At 56.6% G+C, this 17,722-nt stretch carries 19 protein-coding genes and 1 pseudogene; 3 read left to right on the plus strand and 17 right to left on the minus strand.

Annotation, left to right across the window (positions count from 1 at the left end):
• Positions 1-1,421, minus strand: a 1,421-nt coding sequence (istA, locus tag OKC30_RS13375) for an IS21-like element ISAs29 family transposase (protein WP_270809652.1), incomplete at its 3' end; no start/stop codon positions are given.
• 214 nt (positions 1,422-1,635) lie between these two features.
• Between istA and OKC30_RS13380 the strand changes: the two are divergent.
• A pseudogene (locus tag OKC30_RS13380) lies at positions 1,636-2,070 on the plus strand (CatB-related O-acetyltransferase); the annotation flags it as partial.
• Positions 2,071-2,294: 224 nt separating this feature from the next.
• Entirely contained in the window at positions 2,295-3,446 is a 1,152-nt protein-coding gene (locus tag OKC30_RS13385) for a methyl-accepting chemotaxis protein (protein ID WP_254203950.1), read from the plus strand.
• Positions 3,447-3,666: 220 nt separating this feature from the next.
• On the opposite strand, the gene OKC30_RS13390 is transcribed toward OKC30_RS13385, so the two are convergent.
• The 16 genes from OKC30_RS13390 to OKC30_RS13465 all read right to left on the minus strand — a co-directional run bounded on the left by OKC30_RS13390 (position 3,667) and on the right by OKC30_RS13465 (position 16,958).
• Complete coding sequence (locus OKC30_RS13390; RefSeq protein WP_201901069.1) at positions 3,667-3,951, minus strand: RepB family protein; 285 nt, start codon at positions 3,949-3,951, stop codon at positions 3,667-3,669.
• A 163-nt stretch (positions 3,952-4,114) separates the two neighbouring features.
• A complete protein-coding gene (locus OKC30_RS13395) occupies positions 4,115-5,143 on the minus strand; it encodes a site-specific integrase (protein WP_236544849.1) in 1,029 nt (342 codons plus the stop codon).
• 516 nt (positions 5,144-5,659) lie between these two features.
• Complete coding sequence (locus tag OKC30_RS13400) at positions 5,660-6,439, minus strand: TatD family hydrolase (RefSeq protein WP_042863871.1); 780 nt, start codon at positions 6,437-6,439, stop codon at positions 5,660-5,662.
• Between the two features lie 12 nt (positions 6,440-6,451).
• Positions 6,452-7,399: a DNA polymerase III subunit delta' gene (gene holB / locus OKC30_RS13405; RefSeq protein ID WP_270663932.1), complete on the minus strand. Its 948-nt coding sequence runs from the start codon at positions 7,397-7,399 to the stop codon at positions 6,452-6,454.
• Positions 7,384-8,025, minus strand: a complete 642-nt coding sequence (gene tmk / locus OKC30_RS13410; RefSeq protein WP_270663930.1) for a dTMP kinase — start codon at positions 8,023-8,025, stop codon at positions 7,384-7,386. The genes holB and tmk overlap by 16 nt, the downstream gene beginning before the upstream one ends.
• Positions 8,025-9,026, minus strand: a complete 1,002-nt coding sequence (gene mltG, locus OKC30_RS13415) for an endolytic transglycosylase MltG (protein WP_270663925.1) — start codon at positions 9,024-9,026, stop codon at positions 8,025-8,027. Before mltG ends, tmk begins: the two co-directional genes overlap by 1 nt.
• Positions 9,016-9,822 carry an aminodeoxychorismate lyase gene (gene pabC, locus OKC30_RS13420; RefSeq protein WP_270663922.1) on the minus strand — a complete coding sequence of 269 codons (807 nt, stop codon included), beginning with the start codon at positions 9,820-9,822 and terminating at the stop codon, positions 9,016-9,018. Before pabC ends, mltG begins: the two co-directional genes overlap by 11 nt.
• A 66-nt stretch (positions 9,823-9,888) precedes the next feature.
• Complete coding sequence (gene fabF, locus OKC30_RS13425; RefSeq protein WP_270663920.1) at positions 9,889-11,130, minus strand: beta-ketoacyl-ACP synthase II; 1,242 nt, start codon at positions 11,128-11,130, stop codon at positions 9,889-9,891.
• Between the two features lie 81 nt (positions 11,131-11,211).
• Entirely contained in the window at positions 11,212-11,448 is a 237-nt protein-coding gene (gene acpP, locus OKC30_RS13430) for an acyl carrier protein (protein WP_005300909.1), read from the minus strand.
• Between the two features lie 157 nt (positions 11,449-11,605).
• The gene (gene fabG, locus OKC30_RS13435; protein ID WP_052815324.1) at positions 11,606-12,340 is read right to left on the minus strand and encodes a 3-oxoacyl-ACP reductase FabG; all 735 of its coding nucleotides are present in this window, start codon (positions 12,338-12,340) and stop codon (positions 11,606-11,608) included.
• Positions 12,341-12,353: 13 nt separating this feature from the next.
• On the minus strand, positions 12,354-13,289 hold the full coding sequence (gene fabD, locus OKC30_RS13440) for an ACP S-malonyltransferase (RefSeq protein ID WP_042017641.1): 936 nt from the start codon (positions 13,287-13,289) through the stop codon (positions 12,354-12,356).
• A 66-nt stretch (positions 13,290-13,355) separates the two neighbouring features.
• Complete coding sequence (locus OKC30_RS13445) at positions 13,356-14,315, minus strand: beta-ketoacyl-ACP synthase III (protein ID WP_010674740.1); 960 nt, start codon at positions 14,313-14,315, stop codon at positions 13,356-13,358.
• Positions 14,316-14,321: 6 nt separating this feature from the next.
• Positions 14,322-15,341, minus strand: coding sequence for a phosphate acyltransferase PlsX (gene plsX, locus OKC30_RS13450; RefSeq protein WP_039041172.1), 1,020 nt, complete (start codon positions 15,339-15,341; stop codon positions 14,322-14,324).
• Positions 15,342-15,350: 9 nt separating this feature from the next.
• Positions 15,351-15,518, minus strand: coding sequence for a 50S ribosomal protein L32 (gene rpmF, locus OKC30_RS13455; protein WP_005300935.1), 168 nt, complete (start codon positions 15,516-15,518; stop codon positions 15,351-15,353).
• 20 nt (positions 15,519-15,538) lie between these two features.
• Entirely contained in the window at positions 15,539-16,060 is a 522-nt protein-coding gene (gene yceD / locus OKC30_RS13460) for a 23S rRNA accumulation protein YceD (protein ID WP_042863864.1), read from the minus strand.
• Between the two features lie 196 nt (positions 16,061-16,256).
• Entirely contained in the window at positions 16,257-16,958 is a 702-nt protein-coding gene (locus OKC30_RS13465; protein ID WP_442865698.1) for an START domain-containing protein, read from the minus strand.
• Between the two features lie 111 nt (positions 16,959-17,069).
• Here OKC30_RS13465 and OKC30_RS13470 point away from each other — a divergent pair, with 111 nt between their 5' ends.
• Complete coding sequence (locus tag OKC30_RS13470; protein WP_270663910.1) at positions 17,070-17,654, plus strand: Maf family protein; 585 nt, start codon at positions 17,070-17,072, stop codon at positions 17,652-17,654.
• Positions 17,655-17,722 lie beyond the last annotated feature (68 nt).

Raw genomic sequence — 17,722 nt, forward strand, 5'->3', positions numbered from 1 at the left:
CGCACCAGACCTTCCCGGTTGGCCAACTGGCAACAGGCTTCAACCCGTGATGGCGGATACTCCCGGCTAAGACTCAGCAGCCCCAGGCAGAGTCGGTATGCCTGCTCGGCATGGGCTTTCTCTTCCAACCGTTCGCTAACCCAGCACAAGGTGCTCGGTCCGATGTCAGCAGCCCACTGTTTAAGACGCCCTGGGGTCCAGCGTTGCTGCTTGCTGTGACGTTCCGGCATGTGCTCAGGGAGCGTGCTCATCCCCGGGATGGTTTTACGTGGATGGCTCGCGACCAGCTGTTGCTGGTGATAGACCTGAAGCAGTGTGTCGCCTGCATGGAGCTCCAGTTGCTGACCCACATACTGGTGTGGCACCGAGTAATGGTGCTGCTCATAACTGACGTGATAGTCGATGTTGACCTTGACCGTTTTGATGGCGACATAGCGATAGGGATGCACCGGCAGTGGTCCCAGTGCCGGGCGGTCCAACTGCTCAAATGCGTCACGTCGGTTACCGGGCAGTTGCTTGAACGGACGCTCGTTGAGTTCGTTCAGCAAGGCACGGATGCACTGGTTGAGTTCGGCAAGCGAGAAGAAGGTCTGATGGCGTAGACGGGCCAGGATCCAGCGCTCGACGATCTGCACACCCACCTCCGCCTTGGCCTTGTCCTTGGGCTTGTAAGGACGAGCTGGCATCACCGCCACCTGATAGTGCTCGGCCAACTGCTGGTAGCTGGGGTTGAGCTCGGGATCGTATCGGCAAGCCTTGCTGACACCGCTCTTGAGGTTGTCGGGGATCAGCAGTGCCGGTGTCCCGCCGAAAAACTCAAAGGCACGGACATGGCTTTGCAGCCAGTCCGGCAGTGACTGTGACCAGGTGGCCTCGGCAAAGGTGTAGTTGGACGCACCGAGCACGGCGACAAAGACTTGTGCCTGACGGACCTCACCCGTAGTCGGCGACACGATGGGCACCGTGGGCCCGCAGTAGTCGATAAAGAGCTTTTCCCCCGCCTTGTGGATCTGGCGCATGGAGCGCTTTTGCAACTGACACCAGGACTTGTAACGGTCACAGAACTGGGAGTAGCTGTAACAGCTATTGGGATAGCGCTGGGTGTACTCCTCCCAGAGCAGCTGTTTGGAGACCCCCTTGCGCTTGAGCTCCTGATGGACAGAGGGCCAATCCGGCACAACATGGCGGGCCGAGATGGTGGTATCGGCCTGCGGATAGAACAGGGCAGCCAGTCGGCCATCATCAAGCTCGGTAGGTAAGGGCCAGGTAAGGCCGAGCGCCTGGGCACTTTTGAGGAGTTTCTGGATGGAGCCGACACTGACCTTGGTACAGATACTGATTTGGCGAACAGAGAGGTCAGCTTCCAGCCGCAGTCGCAGCACTTCACGAATTTTACGCATTGCAATCCTCTTGGCAGACATAGGCTCTTCCCTGGCAAAAGGGAGAGCGTATCAAAGGTTTTTAAATCAATGCGTTAAGGATGATTCCGGTGAATGTGAACAGTGATTCCGGGATGTTGAACACTGTTTCCGGAAAGGAGGGGCGAAGTGTTCAGGTTGAACCGGAATGAGCGTTCACATTGGTCCGGAAATGGTGTTCACGTTGAATCGGAATTGGTGTTCATGATCGGCCGGAATATGCACCAATATCAAAGTTGGGCGGTACAGCTATTACTCTGGCTACTATCATGGGCACTCATTCGATGACTGCGCACGGTATCTGTTTCCGGACCGTGATGACGTTGATAAGTTGATCATCGGTAGTTTCTGCTCTATCGGGAGTGGGGCTTCCTTTATCATGGCTGGCAATCAGGGGCATCGGTACGACTGGGCATCATCTTTCCCGTTCTTTTATATGCAGGAAGAACCTGCATTCTCAAGCGCACTCGATGCCTTCCAAAAAGCAGGTAATACTGTCATTGGCAATGACGTTTGGATCGGCTCTGAGGCAATGGTCATGCCCGGAATCAAGATCGGGCACGGTGCGGTGATAGGCAGCCGCTCGTTGGTGACAAAAGATGTGGAGCCTTACGCTATCGTTGGCGGCAATCCCGCTAAGAAGATTAAGGAAGGTGCGAATAAGTCATATGGCACGAGAGAATTTACTGGTAACCAATTGATATTAAATGACTAAAATTTTCATTTTTTGTTCGTGGGATACTTGTTCGCACTTTCCCTAAGAATGGTTCGATTGTTGAATACCAGTCTGTAAGGACCAAGCCTGAACCTGAGCAGGTTTTGGCTGCGGAAAAATTATATGCTCAATTGAGAAGCGGGAAGGCCGCGAGGCCGAAATTGGCTGCTAGCTTTTCCGTGAAAATACTCTTGCTCATATGGGGTAGTATTATATCAAGCGCAATGGCTGCCGGCATGCTTACTGATACATCAATAAGCAGCTTATTGTTAGCCACTTTAATGTCAGGAAGCTTAAGCTCTGTTAGTGTTTTGGCTATTCTCTCTCCTCTTGGAAGACTGGTTGAAAGAGCCAGGAATATTTCCAATAACCCATTAAGTCAATCCCTCTACACTGGGCGCACCGATGAGTTTGGCCAAATAGAGTTTGCTTTACGAATGATGCAAGCTGAAACAGGCGCCATAGTAGGTCGCATAGGTGATGCATCAAATCGGCTTAGCGAACACACCCGAGGCCTACTAAAGGATATTGAGTCAAGCAATGTACTTACAGTTGAGCAGCAGGCAGAGACAGATCAAATAGCAACGGCAGTAAACCAAATGGTGGCAAGCATTCAAGAGGTTGCGAGCAATGCACAGCATGCTGCAGATGCGGCCGGAAGAGCAGACACTGAGACGGCATCTGGCCAGCGTCTGGTAGCCCACACAAGCCAGTCAATCACTGCCCTTGAAGGTGAAATTAGGCAAGCCGCTCAGGTTATTCATGAGCTTGAAGGTCAAAGTAACGAGATATCAAAAGTTCTTGACGTTATACGAGGGATCGCCGAGCAAACGAATTTGTTGGCACTCAACGCAGCAATTGAGGCCGCGCGTGCTGGTGAGCAGGGGCGTGGTTTTGCTGTTGTCGCCGATGAGGTTCGCAGTCTTGCTGCTCGCACACAGCAATCGACAACGGATATTCAAAGCATGATCAGCGCTCTACAAGAGCGAGCGCAATCCGCTGTTACAGTCATGGAGCAAAGTAGTCGGCAAGCGCACACGAGTGTAGCTCACGCAGAGGAAGCAGCTACAGCTCTTGATGGAATTGGCCAACGCGTTAACGAAATTACCGACATGAACGCGCAAATAGCGACTGCGGTCGAGCAGCAGGGAGCAGTAAGTGAAGACATAAACCGCAGTATTATCAATATACGCGATGCTGCTGATACCAATGTACAGACCGGGCAGAATAATTTGCAAAGTGCGAAATCTGTCGCTCAGTTAACTAGCGCTCTGAGCGAACTGGCAAAACAGTTTTGGGAAAAACGAGGATAACGCTTTTCAGTATCTCGACAGGGATAACTTACTTTACCATCGGTTATCCCTTTTAGCCGCACAAATTTTAGCCATGGCTTTTCAGGAAGTCAGGGCTATCAGAATGGCCTTAGAAAGCCTAGTCAAAGAGCTGTCACGAGAACACCGTTAGCTTAGCGTACGATTTTTTCCGAATTCTGCGGTTCCCCCTTTTTCAACCATGCCGGCACGATACCATCGTCTATTCGAGCATGTCTGCCGACTCGGGGAGATCGCTCTGCTGCGCGTTGGTCGTTTGTTGCAGTTCGTGCTGATAGAGCAGATCGATCGCCTGCTCGATGATGGAGGCCTGACTGTCTTCCAGTTGTTGCCCCAGCATGGCCAACCTCTCTGCATGACGATTGCTTATCCAGCATTGCAACCGGCTGTGGGTTTCCTGCTTGCGCTTCACGTGCTGGCGCTGCCGTTCGGCATTCTCTTGCGCAGCGCTTTTCTTCAATTCCTGGCTATCGTGACCTTCCGACATGTCTACATCGTGAATGTTATCTCTCATTTTTCGTTGGCATCTTCTACGAAAGTAAATCGGATTACGCCTCTCCCGCCGTTATGATGTCTGTGGAGGACGACATGAATATACCACCAGATCAACAGGATATCATTTAACATAAAAAATAGAGAGGCGCGGTTCTCTATAACAACCCATCCAGGGCGTGATCCGAGAACTTGTGTGCATCATCGAAATATTCCTGCAAGGTGCGCATGTCCTTGTGCCGGGTCACCTCGATGATCTTGTTCATCGGTTTGCCCGCCGTCACCGCCGAGGTGATGAACCCCCGCCGCAAACTGTGGCCACTGACGTGGAGATCGTCGATGGCCTGACCGGTTCGCCGCTTGATCATCAGGTTGATGCCTTGCGGCCCCAGGGGATCTGCCATCAGCTGTCCCCAGCGATTCATCCGGCGAAACAGGGGGCCCTCAGCAATCCGGCTTCTTTTCAGCCATTGTTGCAGTGCAGACACTGGGCAATACCGGGTGCCCGGAATGAGTGCTATCTCCGATTCATGGAGCTGATGTTTGCTTGGTTTGAGACGAAGGCGTATCCCCTGCCCCACAAACTGCACGTCATCCACCTCGATCCTGGCCGCTTCCGATCGGCGCAAGGCGCCACTGAACATCAGCAGCAACAGGGTGTAATCCCGAAGTCCCGCCAGATTGCTGGTATCTATCTCGTCCAGTACGCAGGCCAATGGTTTCAGGGTCAGCGCCCCCGTTTTGCGTTTGCGGTTATCACCGAGCCGTACTATGCCCCGCATCATCTCCTTGATCTCCGCATGCTCGGTCGGCATGGGGTGGATCCCCTTCTGCTTGAAGGCATAGCGAATGCCGGCAAGCCGTCTTACCAGGGTGGCCGGTTTGCGAGGTTCCCCGTTGCGAAGCTCCCCCTTTCCTTCCTCCTTGTCGAGCCAGACCCAGTTGGCCAGGATACCGTCGGCCTGATCCGCCAGAAAATTCATGATGTCGTGGTGTGTCGTCTGCAAGGGCTCCAGCCCGTGGAGCTGGCACCAGGAGACAAAGATACGGGTATCTGCCTGATAGGCATTGAGGGTGGAGTCGGCTTTAGCACTGCGCAGGAAGCGTCTTGCCCGGCTGTTCAGCTGAGGATCGAAGACGCTTTGCAAGGATTGCTGAACTGGGTTTTGAAGGCTTGGGTAGTTCACTTAACTCTATGATTTAAAGCGGAGTTTCGGTGGATCTTACAGGATCTTCCAGATCTATCAAGTATCGATAATGAATATTATCGATACTTATGAAGACTGCTTTAACCCATTTCAGCTCCCTCATTGATTCCTCAAGCACTCTGTCATCCCTGCTCCGTTTTATCAGGTGCTGGCGATTTAATCTCGTCAGCACCCACCATACAAAATGAGAGATAACAACTTGGCATGATTGTTTTTGGATGGATCATGATAGTGCAAATTGTCATAGTAAAACGCCCCGCTATGCGGCAATGCTGTTCACTTAAGAGAATTTGAGTTCCAGTCCACGTAGTATCAGGACAAAAAAGCGAGGGAGGCATGATGCCTCCCTCTTTCTATTGCAAGCCCCGCTGGATAAAGGCTGGAGGAAGATCGACTGGACACAGCCTTGCCCCCTCAACTCAAATCCAATTTATGAATAATCAGTCAAAAAAGTGCTTATCTGAACAGCATTGCCGCTATGCGGGGCGTTGTCTGTTATCGCTTTGCCAACTTGAACAACTCGAAGAAATTGTGGCTGGTGGCCTCCGCCAATTCAGCGAGCGGAATCTGGCGAAGATCCGCGATAAATTGGGCAACGTCGCGAACAAAGGCCGGCTCGTTCTCCCTCCCCCGGTGCGGAACCGGTGCCAGATAGGGAGAGTCGGTTTCAACCAGCAGTCGTTCCAGGGGCAACGCCTTGACCACGGCCTGCAGGGCTGAGGCGTTCTTGAAAGTGGCTATTCCCGAGATGGAAATATAGAACCCCATTGCCATCGCGGCCTCGGCCATTTCGAGGGACTCGGTGAAGCAGTGCAGCACTCCGCCCACCTGTTCGGCCCCCTCCTCTCGCATGATCCGCAGCGTGTCTTCCTGGGCATCCCGGGTGTGGATGATGAGCGGTTTGTTCAGTGCCCGGGCTACCCGGATATGTTCGCGGAAAGAGGCTTGCTGTACATCCTTGTTTTCCGGTGAATAGAAGTAGTCGAGCCCGGTTTCGCCAATGGCCACCACTCTCTCATCGGCCGCCTGAGTCAGCAGCAAGGCAGCATCCACCCCGGGATCCTGATTGAGCGGGTGAACACCGCAGGAGGCAAACACCTGGGGATAGGGAGCGATGGCCTCCATCATGGTCGGGAACTGGGCCTGGGTCACACTCACGCAGAGAAAATATCCCACGCTCTGCTGCGCCGCCTTGGCCAGTACATCGGCCATGTCGGTCTGCTTGGAACCATAACTCAAGCGATCGAGATGGCAATGGGAATCAACGAGTAACATAGACAACCTTGTTTATAACCAGCGATTGAGCCAGTTCATCAAATGGATGGTGGGATTGGAAAGCTGTCCTGGCTGACAAGCCCCTTTCAGCATAACCAGCTGCTGTTCGGCTTCCAGGAGCCGTTCGCTGGAGTGTTTCTCTGCCAGTTGCTGGCTGAGTGATGCAAGATCCGGCATTGCCAGTTGATGATGGCCGCAGCCAGCCTGAAGCTTGAGGGCATCACACAGGAAGAGCTGCAACCAGTGCAGCCGGACCTGAGTATCCTCGGCCAACTGGGCACAGACATTCGCCGCACGGGTGGGGGCCGATGCCAGCGAGACAAATCCGTCGAGCAATGCCCGTCTGGCATCATCTTGCTGTGCTTCGATGTAGCTCAGCACCCGCAGCGGCGCACCCTGGCAGATCCGCACCTGGGCCAGGGTGGCCTGATGGCCCTGCTCGGCGAGCCAGGCAAGGGTCTCCCCCTCAGAGGGGAGCTGGCAGACATGCTTGTGACAACGGCTCAAGATGGTGGGGAGCAGGCGAGATACCCGGGATGCGATGAGCAGCAACAGACTGTCGCCAGCCGGCTCTTCCAGCGTCTTCAGCAAAGCATTGGCGGCAGACTCCGTCATGCGCTCCGCCTCCTGAATGATCACCACCTTGCCGCGACCGAGCTGGGATGTGCTCTGGAGGCGGCTGCAAATCTCCCGGATGGCTTCGACACCTATGGTCTTGCCCTCGGGCCCCAGGGTGCCAAGATCCGGGTGATGCCCCTTCTCAAACAGTTGGCAGGAGTGGCACTGACCGCAAGGCTCACCTCGTTGTGGATGCTGACACAGGTGCAGTCGCGCCAGTCGCTCTGCAAGCTGCTCCTTGCCAAGACCAGGATCTCCTAGCAGCAACCAGGCGTGCCCGAGCCGTCCGGCCCGGGCCGTCTCGCTCAGGGCATGCCAATCCGGGATCAGCCAGGGATACATAGCCCCTCGCTTGCCAGATAATGCTCAAGGGCAGCCTCGATGGCGGCTTTGACTTGCGCAGGGGGCAACCCGGCATCGATGACCTGGATGGAATCATCGGCGGCCGCCAACTCGAGGTAACGCTGGCGGGTACGTTCAAAGAAGCCGATCTGCTCCAGCTCAATCCTGTCCAGCTCGCCGCGATGGCGGGCCCGCTGCAGGCCGATGGCAGGATCGATGTCCAGATAGAGCGTCAGATCCGGCTTGAAATCCCCGAGGACCGCCCGTTTGATGGCGCCGATGAGGTTCGCATCGATGCCGCGGCCACCCCCCTGATAGGCCTGGGAGGAGAGATCGTGGCGATCGCCCACTACCCAGATGCCGTCTACCAAGGCAGGCTTGATCCGGGTCTCCACCAGTTGTACCCGGGAGGCGTACATCAACAGCAGCTCGGCCTCGACTGTCAGGCGCTCGTCGTGCACTTCCTTGACGATGGCCCGCATGCGTTCCGCCAGCGGCGTGCCGCCCGGCTCCCGGGTGCACTCGATCCGCGCAACTCCGTGGGCTTGCAGATAGTCGGTCACATAGCGCACCGCAGAGCTCTTCCCTGCCCCTTCCAATCCTTCAATCACGATAAATTTAGACATTAGGGTTTCTTCAATATGTATTCACGCACCGCCCGATTGTGTTCATCGAGGGTCTTGGAGAAGTAGTGGGCACCGCCCCCCTTGGCAACGAAGTAGAGATAGTCGGTCGATTTGGGGTTGAGCGCCGCCTCGATGGAGGCCTTGCCCGGCATGGCGATGGGCGTCGGAGGCAGACCGTCGATCACATAGGTGTTGTAGGGGTTCACGTCTGTCAAATCGCTGCGGCGAATGTTGCCATCGTACCTCTCCTTCACCCCGTAGATGACGGTAGGGTCGGTCTGCAACTTCATGCCAAGGCGTAGACGGTTGACGAACACAGAGGCAATCTGGGCTCGTTCATCCGGTTGGCCCGTCTCTTTTTCGATGATGGAGGCCATGATGAGCGCCTCATAGGGTGTCTTGTAGGGCAGATTGGCCTGACGCTTCTCCCAGGAAGCCTTCAGGAACGTTTTCATGTCCTGATAGGCGCGGCGCAGGATGGAAAGATCGCTGGCATGAGTGGTATAGGCGTAGGTTTCCGGCAGGAACCACCCCTCCAGCTTGCCATTTTCGATGCCGAGTTCCTGAGCCAGCTCGGTTTCGCTCTGCTCCAGAGTCAGGCGCTCCAGATAGGGGGCGCTGGAAAGTTGCTTCAGCCAATCCTCAAAACGGGACCCTTCGACAAAGGTCAGGCTGAAGTGAAACTCCTTGCCGGAAGCAAAGAGAGAGAGAGTCTCCTTGAGCGGCGCCCCTTCCTTGATTTCATAGGTGCCGGACTTGATGGCCACCAGTTCGGGATGACCGCGCAACCAGAGGCGCACCGCCCAGGGGCTGGTTTCCCCCTCTCCCAGTTCGGCAATCAGGCGCGCCGCATGGGCGCCTTTTTCGACGGTAAAGAGGCGTGTTGGCCCCTTGTTGGTGAGCGTATCCACCTGTTGCCACTTGTGATAAACGTACCCTCCGGCAACGGCGACAGAGAGTGCCGCCCCCGCGAGCAGGGTGTAAAGCCGATTAAACTTCAATGACCAAGCGCTCCTGTAAACGGCGAATCAATACCGGACTGGGATAGTGCATATCCCCGATGCTGGTGACCGGGACAATCCCCATCAGGGTATTGGTCAGCCAGACCTCTTCCGCCTGCCAGAGTGACTCCAATGGAGCCTCTGCGACACGCAGTTCAATGCCCATCTGTTTAAGCATCGTCATCACGCGCTTGCGCATGATGCCATCGATCCCGGCGCGGGTGAGATCCGGTGTGAACACCGTCCTACCACGACGCCAAAACAGATTCGCGCTGACCCCTTCTACCAGAAATCCCCGGCTGTTCAAGACTATACCTTCGACCCCGCCACGCGCAGCAAGTTCGCGCTTCAGCATCACTTGTTCGAGGCGCCCCAGCGTCTTGAGACCGGCGAGCATGGGACTGTCCCCAAGCTGCTGCTGGCATACCAGGGCATTGATACCGGTTTGCTGCCAATCATGATAATGCTCAGGATAAGGTGCCAAAGAGACGATGCGAGTGGGCGTGTCACAGCCTGCGCCGTCATATCCCCGCCCACCGGCGCCCCGGGTCAGCATTATCTTGACGACAGCCTGTGTCTGCCCAGAAGCAAGCTGCGCCGCCTCGTCGGCAAGCAGGTCCCAGGAGTGCTCGCCAAAACCAAGCCGGGCGTTGGCATGTTGCAGCCGGGCCAGATGGTCCTGCCACCAGAGTACCTTCCCTTCCCTCACCAGCATGGTGGTGAAATGACCATCACCGTATGCCAGTCCACGATCCCTGGCTGACAGTGTTTCTGTGGGTATTCCATTAATCAGCAAGGGGATCCCTCCGATAAAAAAGGCCCGATACTACCGTATCGGGCCTTATCATTCGCCCAGAGCGAATTATACGCGTTTGAAGATCAGGGAGCCATTGGTGCCGCCAAAACCGAAGGAATTGGAGAGGGCATATTCGAAGCTGCCGGCCTTGGCAACATGCGGCACCAGATCCAGGTCGCACTCATCATCCGGGTTGTCCAGGTTGATGGTAGGAGGCACCATCTGGTCACGCAGAGAGAGCACGGTGATGATCGCCTCGATGGCGCCAGCCGCACCCAACAGGTGGCCTGTCATGGACTTGGTGGAGCTGACCATCAGGGCGCTGGCATGTTCACCAAACACCTTCTTCATGCCGCGCAGCTCTGCCACATCCCCAAGGGGGGTGGAGGTACCGTGGGCATTGATGTAACCGATCTGCTCGGGTGCAATGCCAGCATCCTTGATGGCGTTCTTCATGGCGCGTGCGCCACCATCGCCGTCCGAGGGAGGGGCCGTCATGTGATAGGCATCCCCGCTCATGCCAAAGCCGACCAGCTCGGCATAGATCTTGGCGCCGCGAGCCTTGGCATGTTCATACTCTTCCAGCACCAGTACGCCGGCACCGTCGCCCAGCACGAAACCGTCGCGATCCTTGTCCCAGGGGCGGCTCGCCTTCTGTGGTTCGTCATTGCGGGTGGAGAGCGCCTTGGCAGCGGCAAAGCCGCCCATGCCCATGGGGGTGGAGGCTTTCTCGGCACCACCGGCGACCATCACGTCCGCATCGCCATAGGCGATCATCCGGCCAGCCATGCCGATGGCATGGGTACCCGTGGTACAGGCGGTTGTCACGGCGATGTTCGGGCCCTGCATGCCTTTCATGATGGAAAGATGACCGGACACCATATTGATGATGGTGGACGGAATGAAGAAAGGGCTCAGCTTGCGGGGGCCGCCATTGATGAGGCTGCTGTGGTTCTGCTCAATCAGACCCAGACCGCCGATACCGGAGCCGATGGCAACGCCTACCCGCTCCGCGTTCTCTTCGTTGATGATCAGGCCGGAATCTTCCAGGGCCTGAACACCCGCCGCCACGCCATACTGGATGAAGAGATCCATCTTGCGGGCTTCTTTGCGGTTGATGCCGAACTCTTCGGGGTCGAAATCCTTGACCAGGCCTGCGAAACGGGTTGCGAACTCGCTTGCATCAAAGTGGTCGATGAGGGAAATGCCGCTCTGCCCGTTGAGCAGGGCTTGCCAGCTGGATTCGGCAGTGTTGCCTACCGGGGAAAGCATCCCCAAGCCGGTCACCACGACTCTGCGTTTTGACACTGAGGTAGTCTCCGAGAGGTGTTTTGAAAGGGGTAAACATAAAAGAAGCGGCCCTTGGGCCGCTTCTTTCAGAACAGGAACTTATTCCTGATTAGCGGTGATGTAGTCGATAGCCGCTTGAACAGTGGTGATCTTCTCGGCTTCTTCATCAGGAATTTCGGTATCGAATTCTTCTTCCAGCGCCATTACCAGTTCAACGGTATCCAAAGAGTCAGCGCCCAGGTCGTCGACGAAGGAGGCAGCGTTCTTCACGTCTTCTTCTTTAACACCCAGTTGTTCGATGATGATTTTCTTTACGCGTTCTTCGATGTTGCTCATGACCTGAATTTTCCTTTAAAAATACGCTATTGCGTCTGGTTGGGGTAGTGTATTCAATTGACGTGAGTTTGCAAGTGACTTGCCGCTGGTCAAACCACGAAATGTGCCAAACTTCGGCGTATTATCGCAAATTTGAACAGAACTCACGACAAATTGATTACACCATGTACATCCCGCCATTAACATGCAGGGTTTCGCCGGTAATATAGGCGGCATCATCCGATGCCAAGAATACCACAGCGGCAGCAATTTCTTTCGGATCGCCCAAACGGGCGGCAGGCACCTGATTCATGATGCCGGCGCGCTGCTCTTCATTGAGCGCCTTGGTCATGTCGGTCTCGATGAAACCGGGAGCAACCGCATTCACCGTGATGCCACGAGATGCCACTTCACGGGCCAGCGACTTGGTAAAGCCAACCAGACCCGCCTTGGCAGCAGCATAGTTGACCTGACCGGCGTTGCCCATGGTACCGACCACGGAACCGATGCTGATGATGCGACCGTTGCGCTTCTTCATCATGGCTCGCAATACTGGCTTGCTCAGACGGTACAGGGAGGTGAGATTGGTGTCGATGATCTCGTTCCACTCGTCATCCTTCATCCGCATCAGCAGGTTGTCGCGGGTGATGCCGGCGTTGTTGATCAGGATGTCGATGTTGCCAAAACGCGCCTTGATGGCGGCGAAGACGGTTTCGATGGATTCCTGACTGGTCACGTTCAGTGCCATGCCGCAGCCTTGCTCACCCAGGTAAGCACTGATCGCCTCGGCACCGCTCTCGCTGGTCGCGGTCCCCACGACTTTGGCGCCACGAGCAGCAAACGTCTCCGCAATCGCACGACCAATGCCACGGCTGGCGCCAGTGACCAACACAACCTTATCGGTAAAACTCATGACTTGCTCCTGTTTACTTGATCTGGGCCAGCGCCTGCTCGAACGAGGCGGCGTCGTTGGCGTGAATACCTTCCACTCGCGCATCGATACGCTTGGCCAAGCCGGTCAACACCTTGCCCGGGCCCATCTCGATTTCGAGGGTTACACCGTCGTTTGCCATGCGCTCTACCGTTTCAGTCCAGCGAACCGGGCTGAACAGCTGACGCACCAGGGCTTGCTTGATGGCGGCAGGATCCTGCTCACAAGAGACGTCGACATTATTGATGACGGCGATGGCAGGAACCTTGATCTCGATCCCATCCAGGGCGGCGGCCAGCTTTTCTGCGGCAGGCTTCATCAGGGCGCAGTGGGAGGGCACGGAGACCGGCAGCGGCAGAGCACGTTTGGCACCTGACTCTTTCATCAGCACGTTGGCACGCTCGACCGCCTCTTTGTGGCCGGCGATGACCACCTGGCCCGGAGAGTTGAAGTTGACCGGAGAGACCACCTGCCCCTGGGCCGCTTTCTCACAGTTGGCAGCGATGCTCTCGTTGTCCAGACCGATGATGGCAGCCATGGCGCCAGTGCCTTCCGGTACGGCTTCCTGCATGGCCAGACCACGCAGCTCGACCAGTTTGACGGCATCGGCAAACGCCAGCGCGCCGCTGCACACCAGAGCGGAGTATTCCCCCAGGCTGTGGCCGGCCATCACGGCAGGGGTTGCCCCGCCTTGTTGTTGCCACAGGCGCCACAGCGCGACGGAGGCGGTCAAGAGCGCTGGCTGGGTACGCCAGGTCTTGTTGAGATCCTCGGCCGGGCCTGCCATAACCAGGGCAAACAGGTCATAACCCAGCACCTGGCTCGCCTCGGCGAAGGTCTCTTTAATCACGGCGTGTTGCTCGGCCAGCTCGGCCAGCATGCCGACGCTCTGGGAGCCTTGTCCCGGGAAGGCAATGGCAAATCGGGTCATCATTGATTCCTTTAAGGTAAGACGAATTCGGTAAGCGGGCGCCCGAGGACCGGGCACCGCTCGGTATCAGAGGCGAACCAGCGCAGAGCCCCAGGCAAAACCGCCGCCGAAGGCTTCCAGCAGGACCAGCTGGCCGGGTTTGATGCGACCATCGCGCACCCCTTCATCGAAGGCGATGGGCACGGAGGCCGCGGAGGTATTGCCATGACGATCCAGGGTCAGGATCACCTTGTCGAGCCCCATGCCGAGTTTCTTCGCGGTGGCATTGATGATGCGGAAGTTGGCTTGATGGGGCACCAGCCAGTCCAGCTCGCTCGGCTCGACGTTGGCCGCAGCCAGGGTTTCGGTCACGATCTCGCTAAGGCGTGTCACCGCCACCTTGAAGACATCGTTGCCCTTCATGTACATGTAGGCTTCGAGCTCGGCACCCGGCATGCCGCGACGGGGCTGCGGCAGTTTCAGCAGCTCGCCATAACGGCCATCGGCATGCAGATGGGTGGAGAGGATGCCAGGAGTGTCGCTGGCACCGATGACCACGGCCCCTGCCCCATCCCCGAACAGGATGATGGTGCCGCGATCCTCGGGATCGCACATGCGTGACAGCACGTCCGCACCGACAACCAGCACGTGGCGAGCAGCGCCGGATTTGACGAACTGATCGGCGATTGCGAGAGCATATGTAAAGCCGGCACAGGCGGCGGCTACGTCAAACGCCGGGATCCCCGGTACGTCAAGCAGCCCCTGCAGTTCACAGGCAGCAGCTGGGAAGGCATTCTCTGCGCTGGTGGTGGCCAGCACTATCATGTCCAGATCGGCGGCAGTCAGACCTGCCGCATCAAGCGCACGCAAGGCCGCCTGATGGGAAAGGGTCGCGACGGTTTCGTCGGCTCCGGCGATACGGCGTTCACGGATCCCGGTGCGTTCCACGATCCATTCGTCACTGGTTTCAACCATCTGTTCAAGATCGGCGTTGGTACGAACCGAACTCGGCAGATAACTGCCAGTACCCAGAATTTTGCTATGCATAGAGTTTTATAAATCCCTGTCGGAAAAGACAGATTCAAGGCGATCTGCAATTTGCAATGGAAGTTGATGTCTGGCTTCTTGTGCAGCCAGCAGAATCGCATGACACAGAGCGCGGCGCTCGGCCCGCCCATGGCTTTTTACCACAATGCCGCGCAATCCTAACAGACTCGCGCCATTATACTGGTCGGGGTTCAGGTAAGAGAAACGCCGTTTGAACATAAATCCGGCGAGTCGACCAAGAAAACTGCGTTTTTTGCGCGGATATCCGGCCAGTTCGGCCATCATCCGCACCACCCCCTCCGCGGTCTTGAGCGCCACGTTGCCCACGAAACCGTCGCAGACGATCACGTCGCACTCGCCGCTGAAGATCCTGTCACCCTCGATAAAACCGACAAAATTCAGGGCGGAGCATTGGCGCAGCAACTCGGCGCTGTGGCGCACCAGGTCGTTGCCCTTGATCTCCTCCTCCCCCACGTTGAGCAGTGCCACTCTGGGTGAAGGTATCCCCTCGACCTTCTCTGCAACCACGGCGCCCATCACGGCAAATTGCAGCAAGGTGTCGGCATCACAGCTCACGTTCGCACCCAGATCCAGCATCACGGTCCGTTTTCCACCCAATGTGGGCAGCGCCTTGATAAGGGCTGGCCGGTCAACACCGGGCAAGGATTTGAGCACGCACTTGGCCATGGCCATCAAGGCACCGGTGTTGCCTGCACTGACACAGGCATCGGCAGCGCCGCTCTTGACCAGATCCAGGGTCACGCGCATGGAGGAGTCTTTCAGGGTACGCAGCGCCACGATAGGCTTTTCGCCCATGCCCACGACCTGGGAGGCATGCACGAGACGAACGCGAGGGTGATTGAGCAGGCCATATTGCTGCAGAAGAGGGGCAGTCTGGTGTTGATCACCGACCAGAACAAGTTTTAGCTGGGGTAGAAGAGACAGTGCCTGCACGGCGGCAGGCACTGTTTCCGAGGGGCCGATATCTCCCCCCATTATGTCTAGCGCGACAGTTTGCGTAGACAAAGGCAATCCTTAAGCGATTACCTTTTTACCGCGGTAGAAACCATCAGCAGTCACGTGGTGACGACGATGAATTTCGCCACTGGTCTGATCAACAGTCAGGGCAGCGGTGGTCAGCGCATCGTGGGAACGACGCATGCCACGCTTGGCGCGGGTTTTACGGTTCTGTTGTACGGCCATGGTAGGCTAACTCCTAAAATTCACTTACGTTTGAGCGCTTCAAGAACTGCAAAGGGATTCGGCCGCTCATCAGCAGGTTCGATTTCACCCCAGGTCATCTCCATGTTTCCTCTGGGACACACATCCATCGGATGCATGGCTACCTGAGGCAACGAGAGGATGAGTTCATCCTCCAGGATTTGATGAAGATCTATCTCGCCGTTTTCGTCCAACTCAATGGGCTCATAAGCTTCCGGCAGTTCTTCCTCGTTTGTTCTTTCGAACAGCGGAGTGTAAATAAAACTAGCTTCACAAAGGTGTTCAAACGTCTCACCACAACGCTGGCAAACCAGGTCGACCTTGGCATGGGCAGTGCCTTTCATAACGGTCAACTTCTGGACATCTTTGCCAAAGTGCAGTGTGACATCCACATCACTTCGCAAGCCTTCGGTTGATTCCTCCAGCCTGGGCATCTGCGACTTTTCCACTATCCCGACATAATCGAGTAGCTTCAAGGCATTACGGACTGGATCAACCTTAACGGGCAACTTCACCTTTTGCATAGGGCGCGAATATTATAGGTCCAACAAGGGATAGTCAAAGGAAAAAGTCCTTACCGCCGATGATTTTACCTTCACAGGCCCCTGCAAGAGGAACTTGTGCTCATCGGTGGCCGATTATGCCATATCGTGCAGGATCTGGCACAGGATCCTGTTCCCCTCCCCTGTCTGTCCACCGGATGTGCTCCTTGGTGTCTCATCAGGTGGCAGAACAGCGCGGGTCGCTCCCCATCAGGCCTGGTGTCGCAGCCACTCTGGGCTCGGCTTCCATCAGTCGGCGTATGGCTTTGAAACTGCCCACGGCAGCCTTGATAGCAATGGGATTGACCAGCCAGCCCGGCAAGTTGTTGCCCGGGTTGGTATAGGTTTCGAGCCGAACGAGTGTGCTGCCATCCCGTTGGGGGAGCGCCTCCCACCGTCCGGCGCTTTCCTGGATCCGGAACAGCCCTGCATGCAATGGCAGGGCATTCGGCTCTGCCCACACCTCGAGAGTCAGGCTGCAATCAATGCGTCGACTCAGATGGGAGCGGGTGATGAGCTCCCTGTCTTGCACCGGCCAGGGAGATGCCAGGCGGGTATAGACCAGATCATCGTCGGGACCCGATCTGGCCAGCACCCTGACTTCACGGCTCTGGGGCAACCACTCTTCATGGCGCGCCGTGTTCCGCAGCACCGTGATCAGCGCGCCAGGATCGGCATTCACCCGCATCTCCAGACGTAAGGCCTGAAAAGAGGTCGGAGGATGTGGCTGGGTCCAAAGCATCACCCCCTCATCCCCCTGGCGAAGTTGCCATGTCCCTGTCCAGCTGGCGAAGGAGATCAGTGCCATGACCAAGGCCGCATATCGTGTCATCACGCTCAATTCCGATCTCTTGTGTTTGTGCTGTGGTTTCCTCAGCATGCATGCTTCCCGCTAATTAGGCGAGTCCCGCTGTAGACATCTCCTGTTTGCGTGGCCCCATCTGCACAGATAGAATCAACCAATTGATTTATAAATGGATATCATCAAAACATGCAGCCTTCCTTGATCCTCGCGTCCACCTCGTCCTACCGCAAGACCTTGCTGGAAAAACTCGGTCAGCCATTTCACTGTGCTGCGCCTCAAGTCGATGAGACGGCGCGACACGGGGAGACCGCAGAAGCTCTGGTCAGCAGATTGGCGTTTGCCAAGGCGAATGCCGTTGCCGCTGACCGTGATCAAGGATTGATCATCGGTTCAGATCAGGTGTGCGTCTGTGACGGGCAGATCCTCGGCAAACCCGGCACGGTGGAGAAGGCGGTCGAGCAGTTGCTGCGGGCACAAGGCAAGCGCGTCATCTTTTACACCGGGCTGTGCGTGATCAATGCTGCAAATGGCCATGCCGAGCAGCTCGTCGAGCCTTTCACCGTGCATTTTCGTTCGCTCGATGAAGCCGCCATCCGTCGCTATGTGGAGGCCGAACGTCCTCTGGATTGTGCCGGCAGCTTCAAGTGCGAGGGAATGGGCATCGTCTTGTTCAAGGCGCTGGAGGGGCGTGATCCCAACGCCCTTGTCGGTCTTCCCCTGATAGGCTTGGTTGATCTCCTGGGTCGCCACGGCCTGGCTCTCCCATCTTAAATGCGAAAGGGGACTCCCTCCGACGTAGGTGGGAGGGGAATTTCGCCGGGGCGTCAGCCCCGCTGGTT

Origin of the sequence: Aeromonas sp. QDB18, assembly GCF_027705325.1 — a bacterium.
Lineage (GTDB): Bacteria > Pseudomonadota > Gammaproteobacteria > Enterobacterales > Aeromonadaceae > Aeromonas > Aeromonas caviae.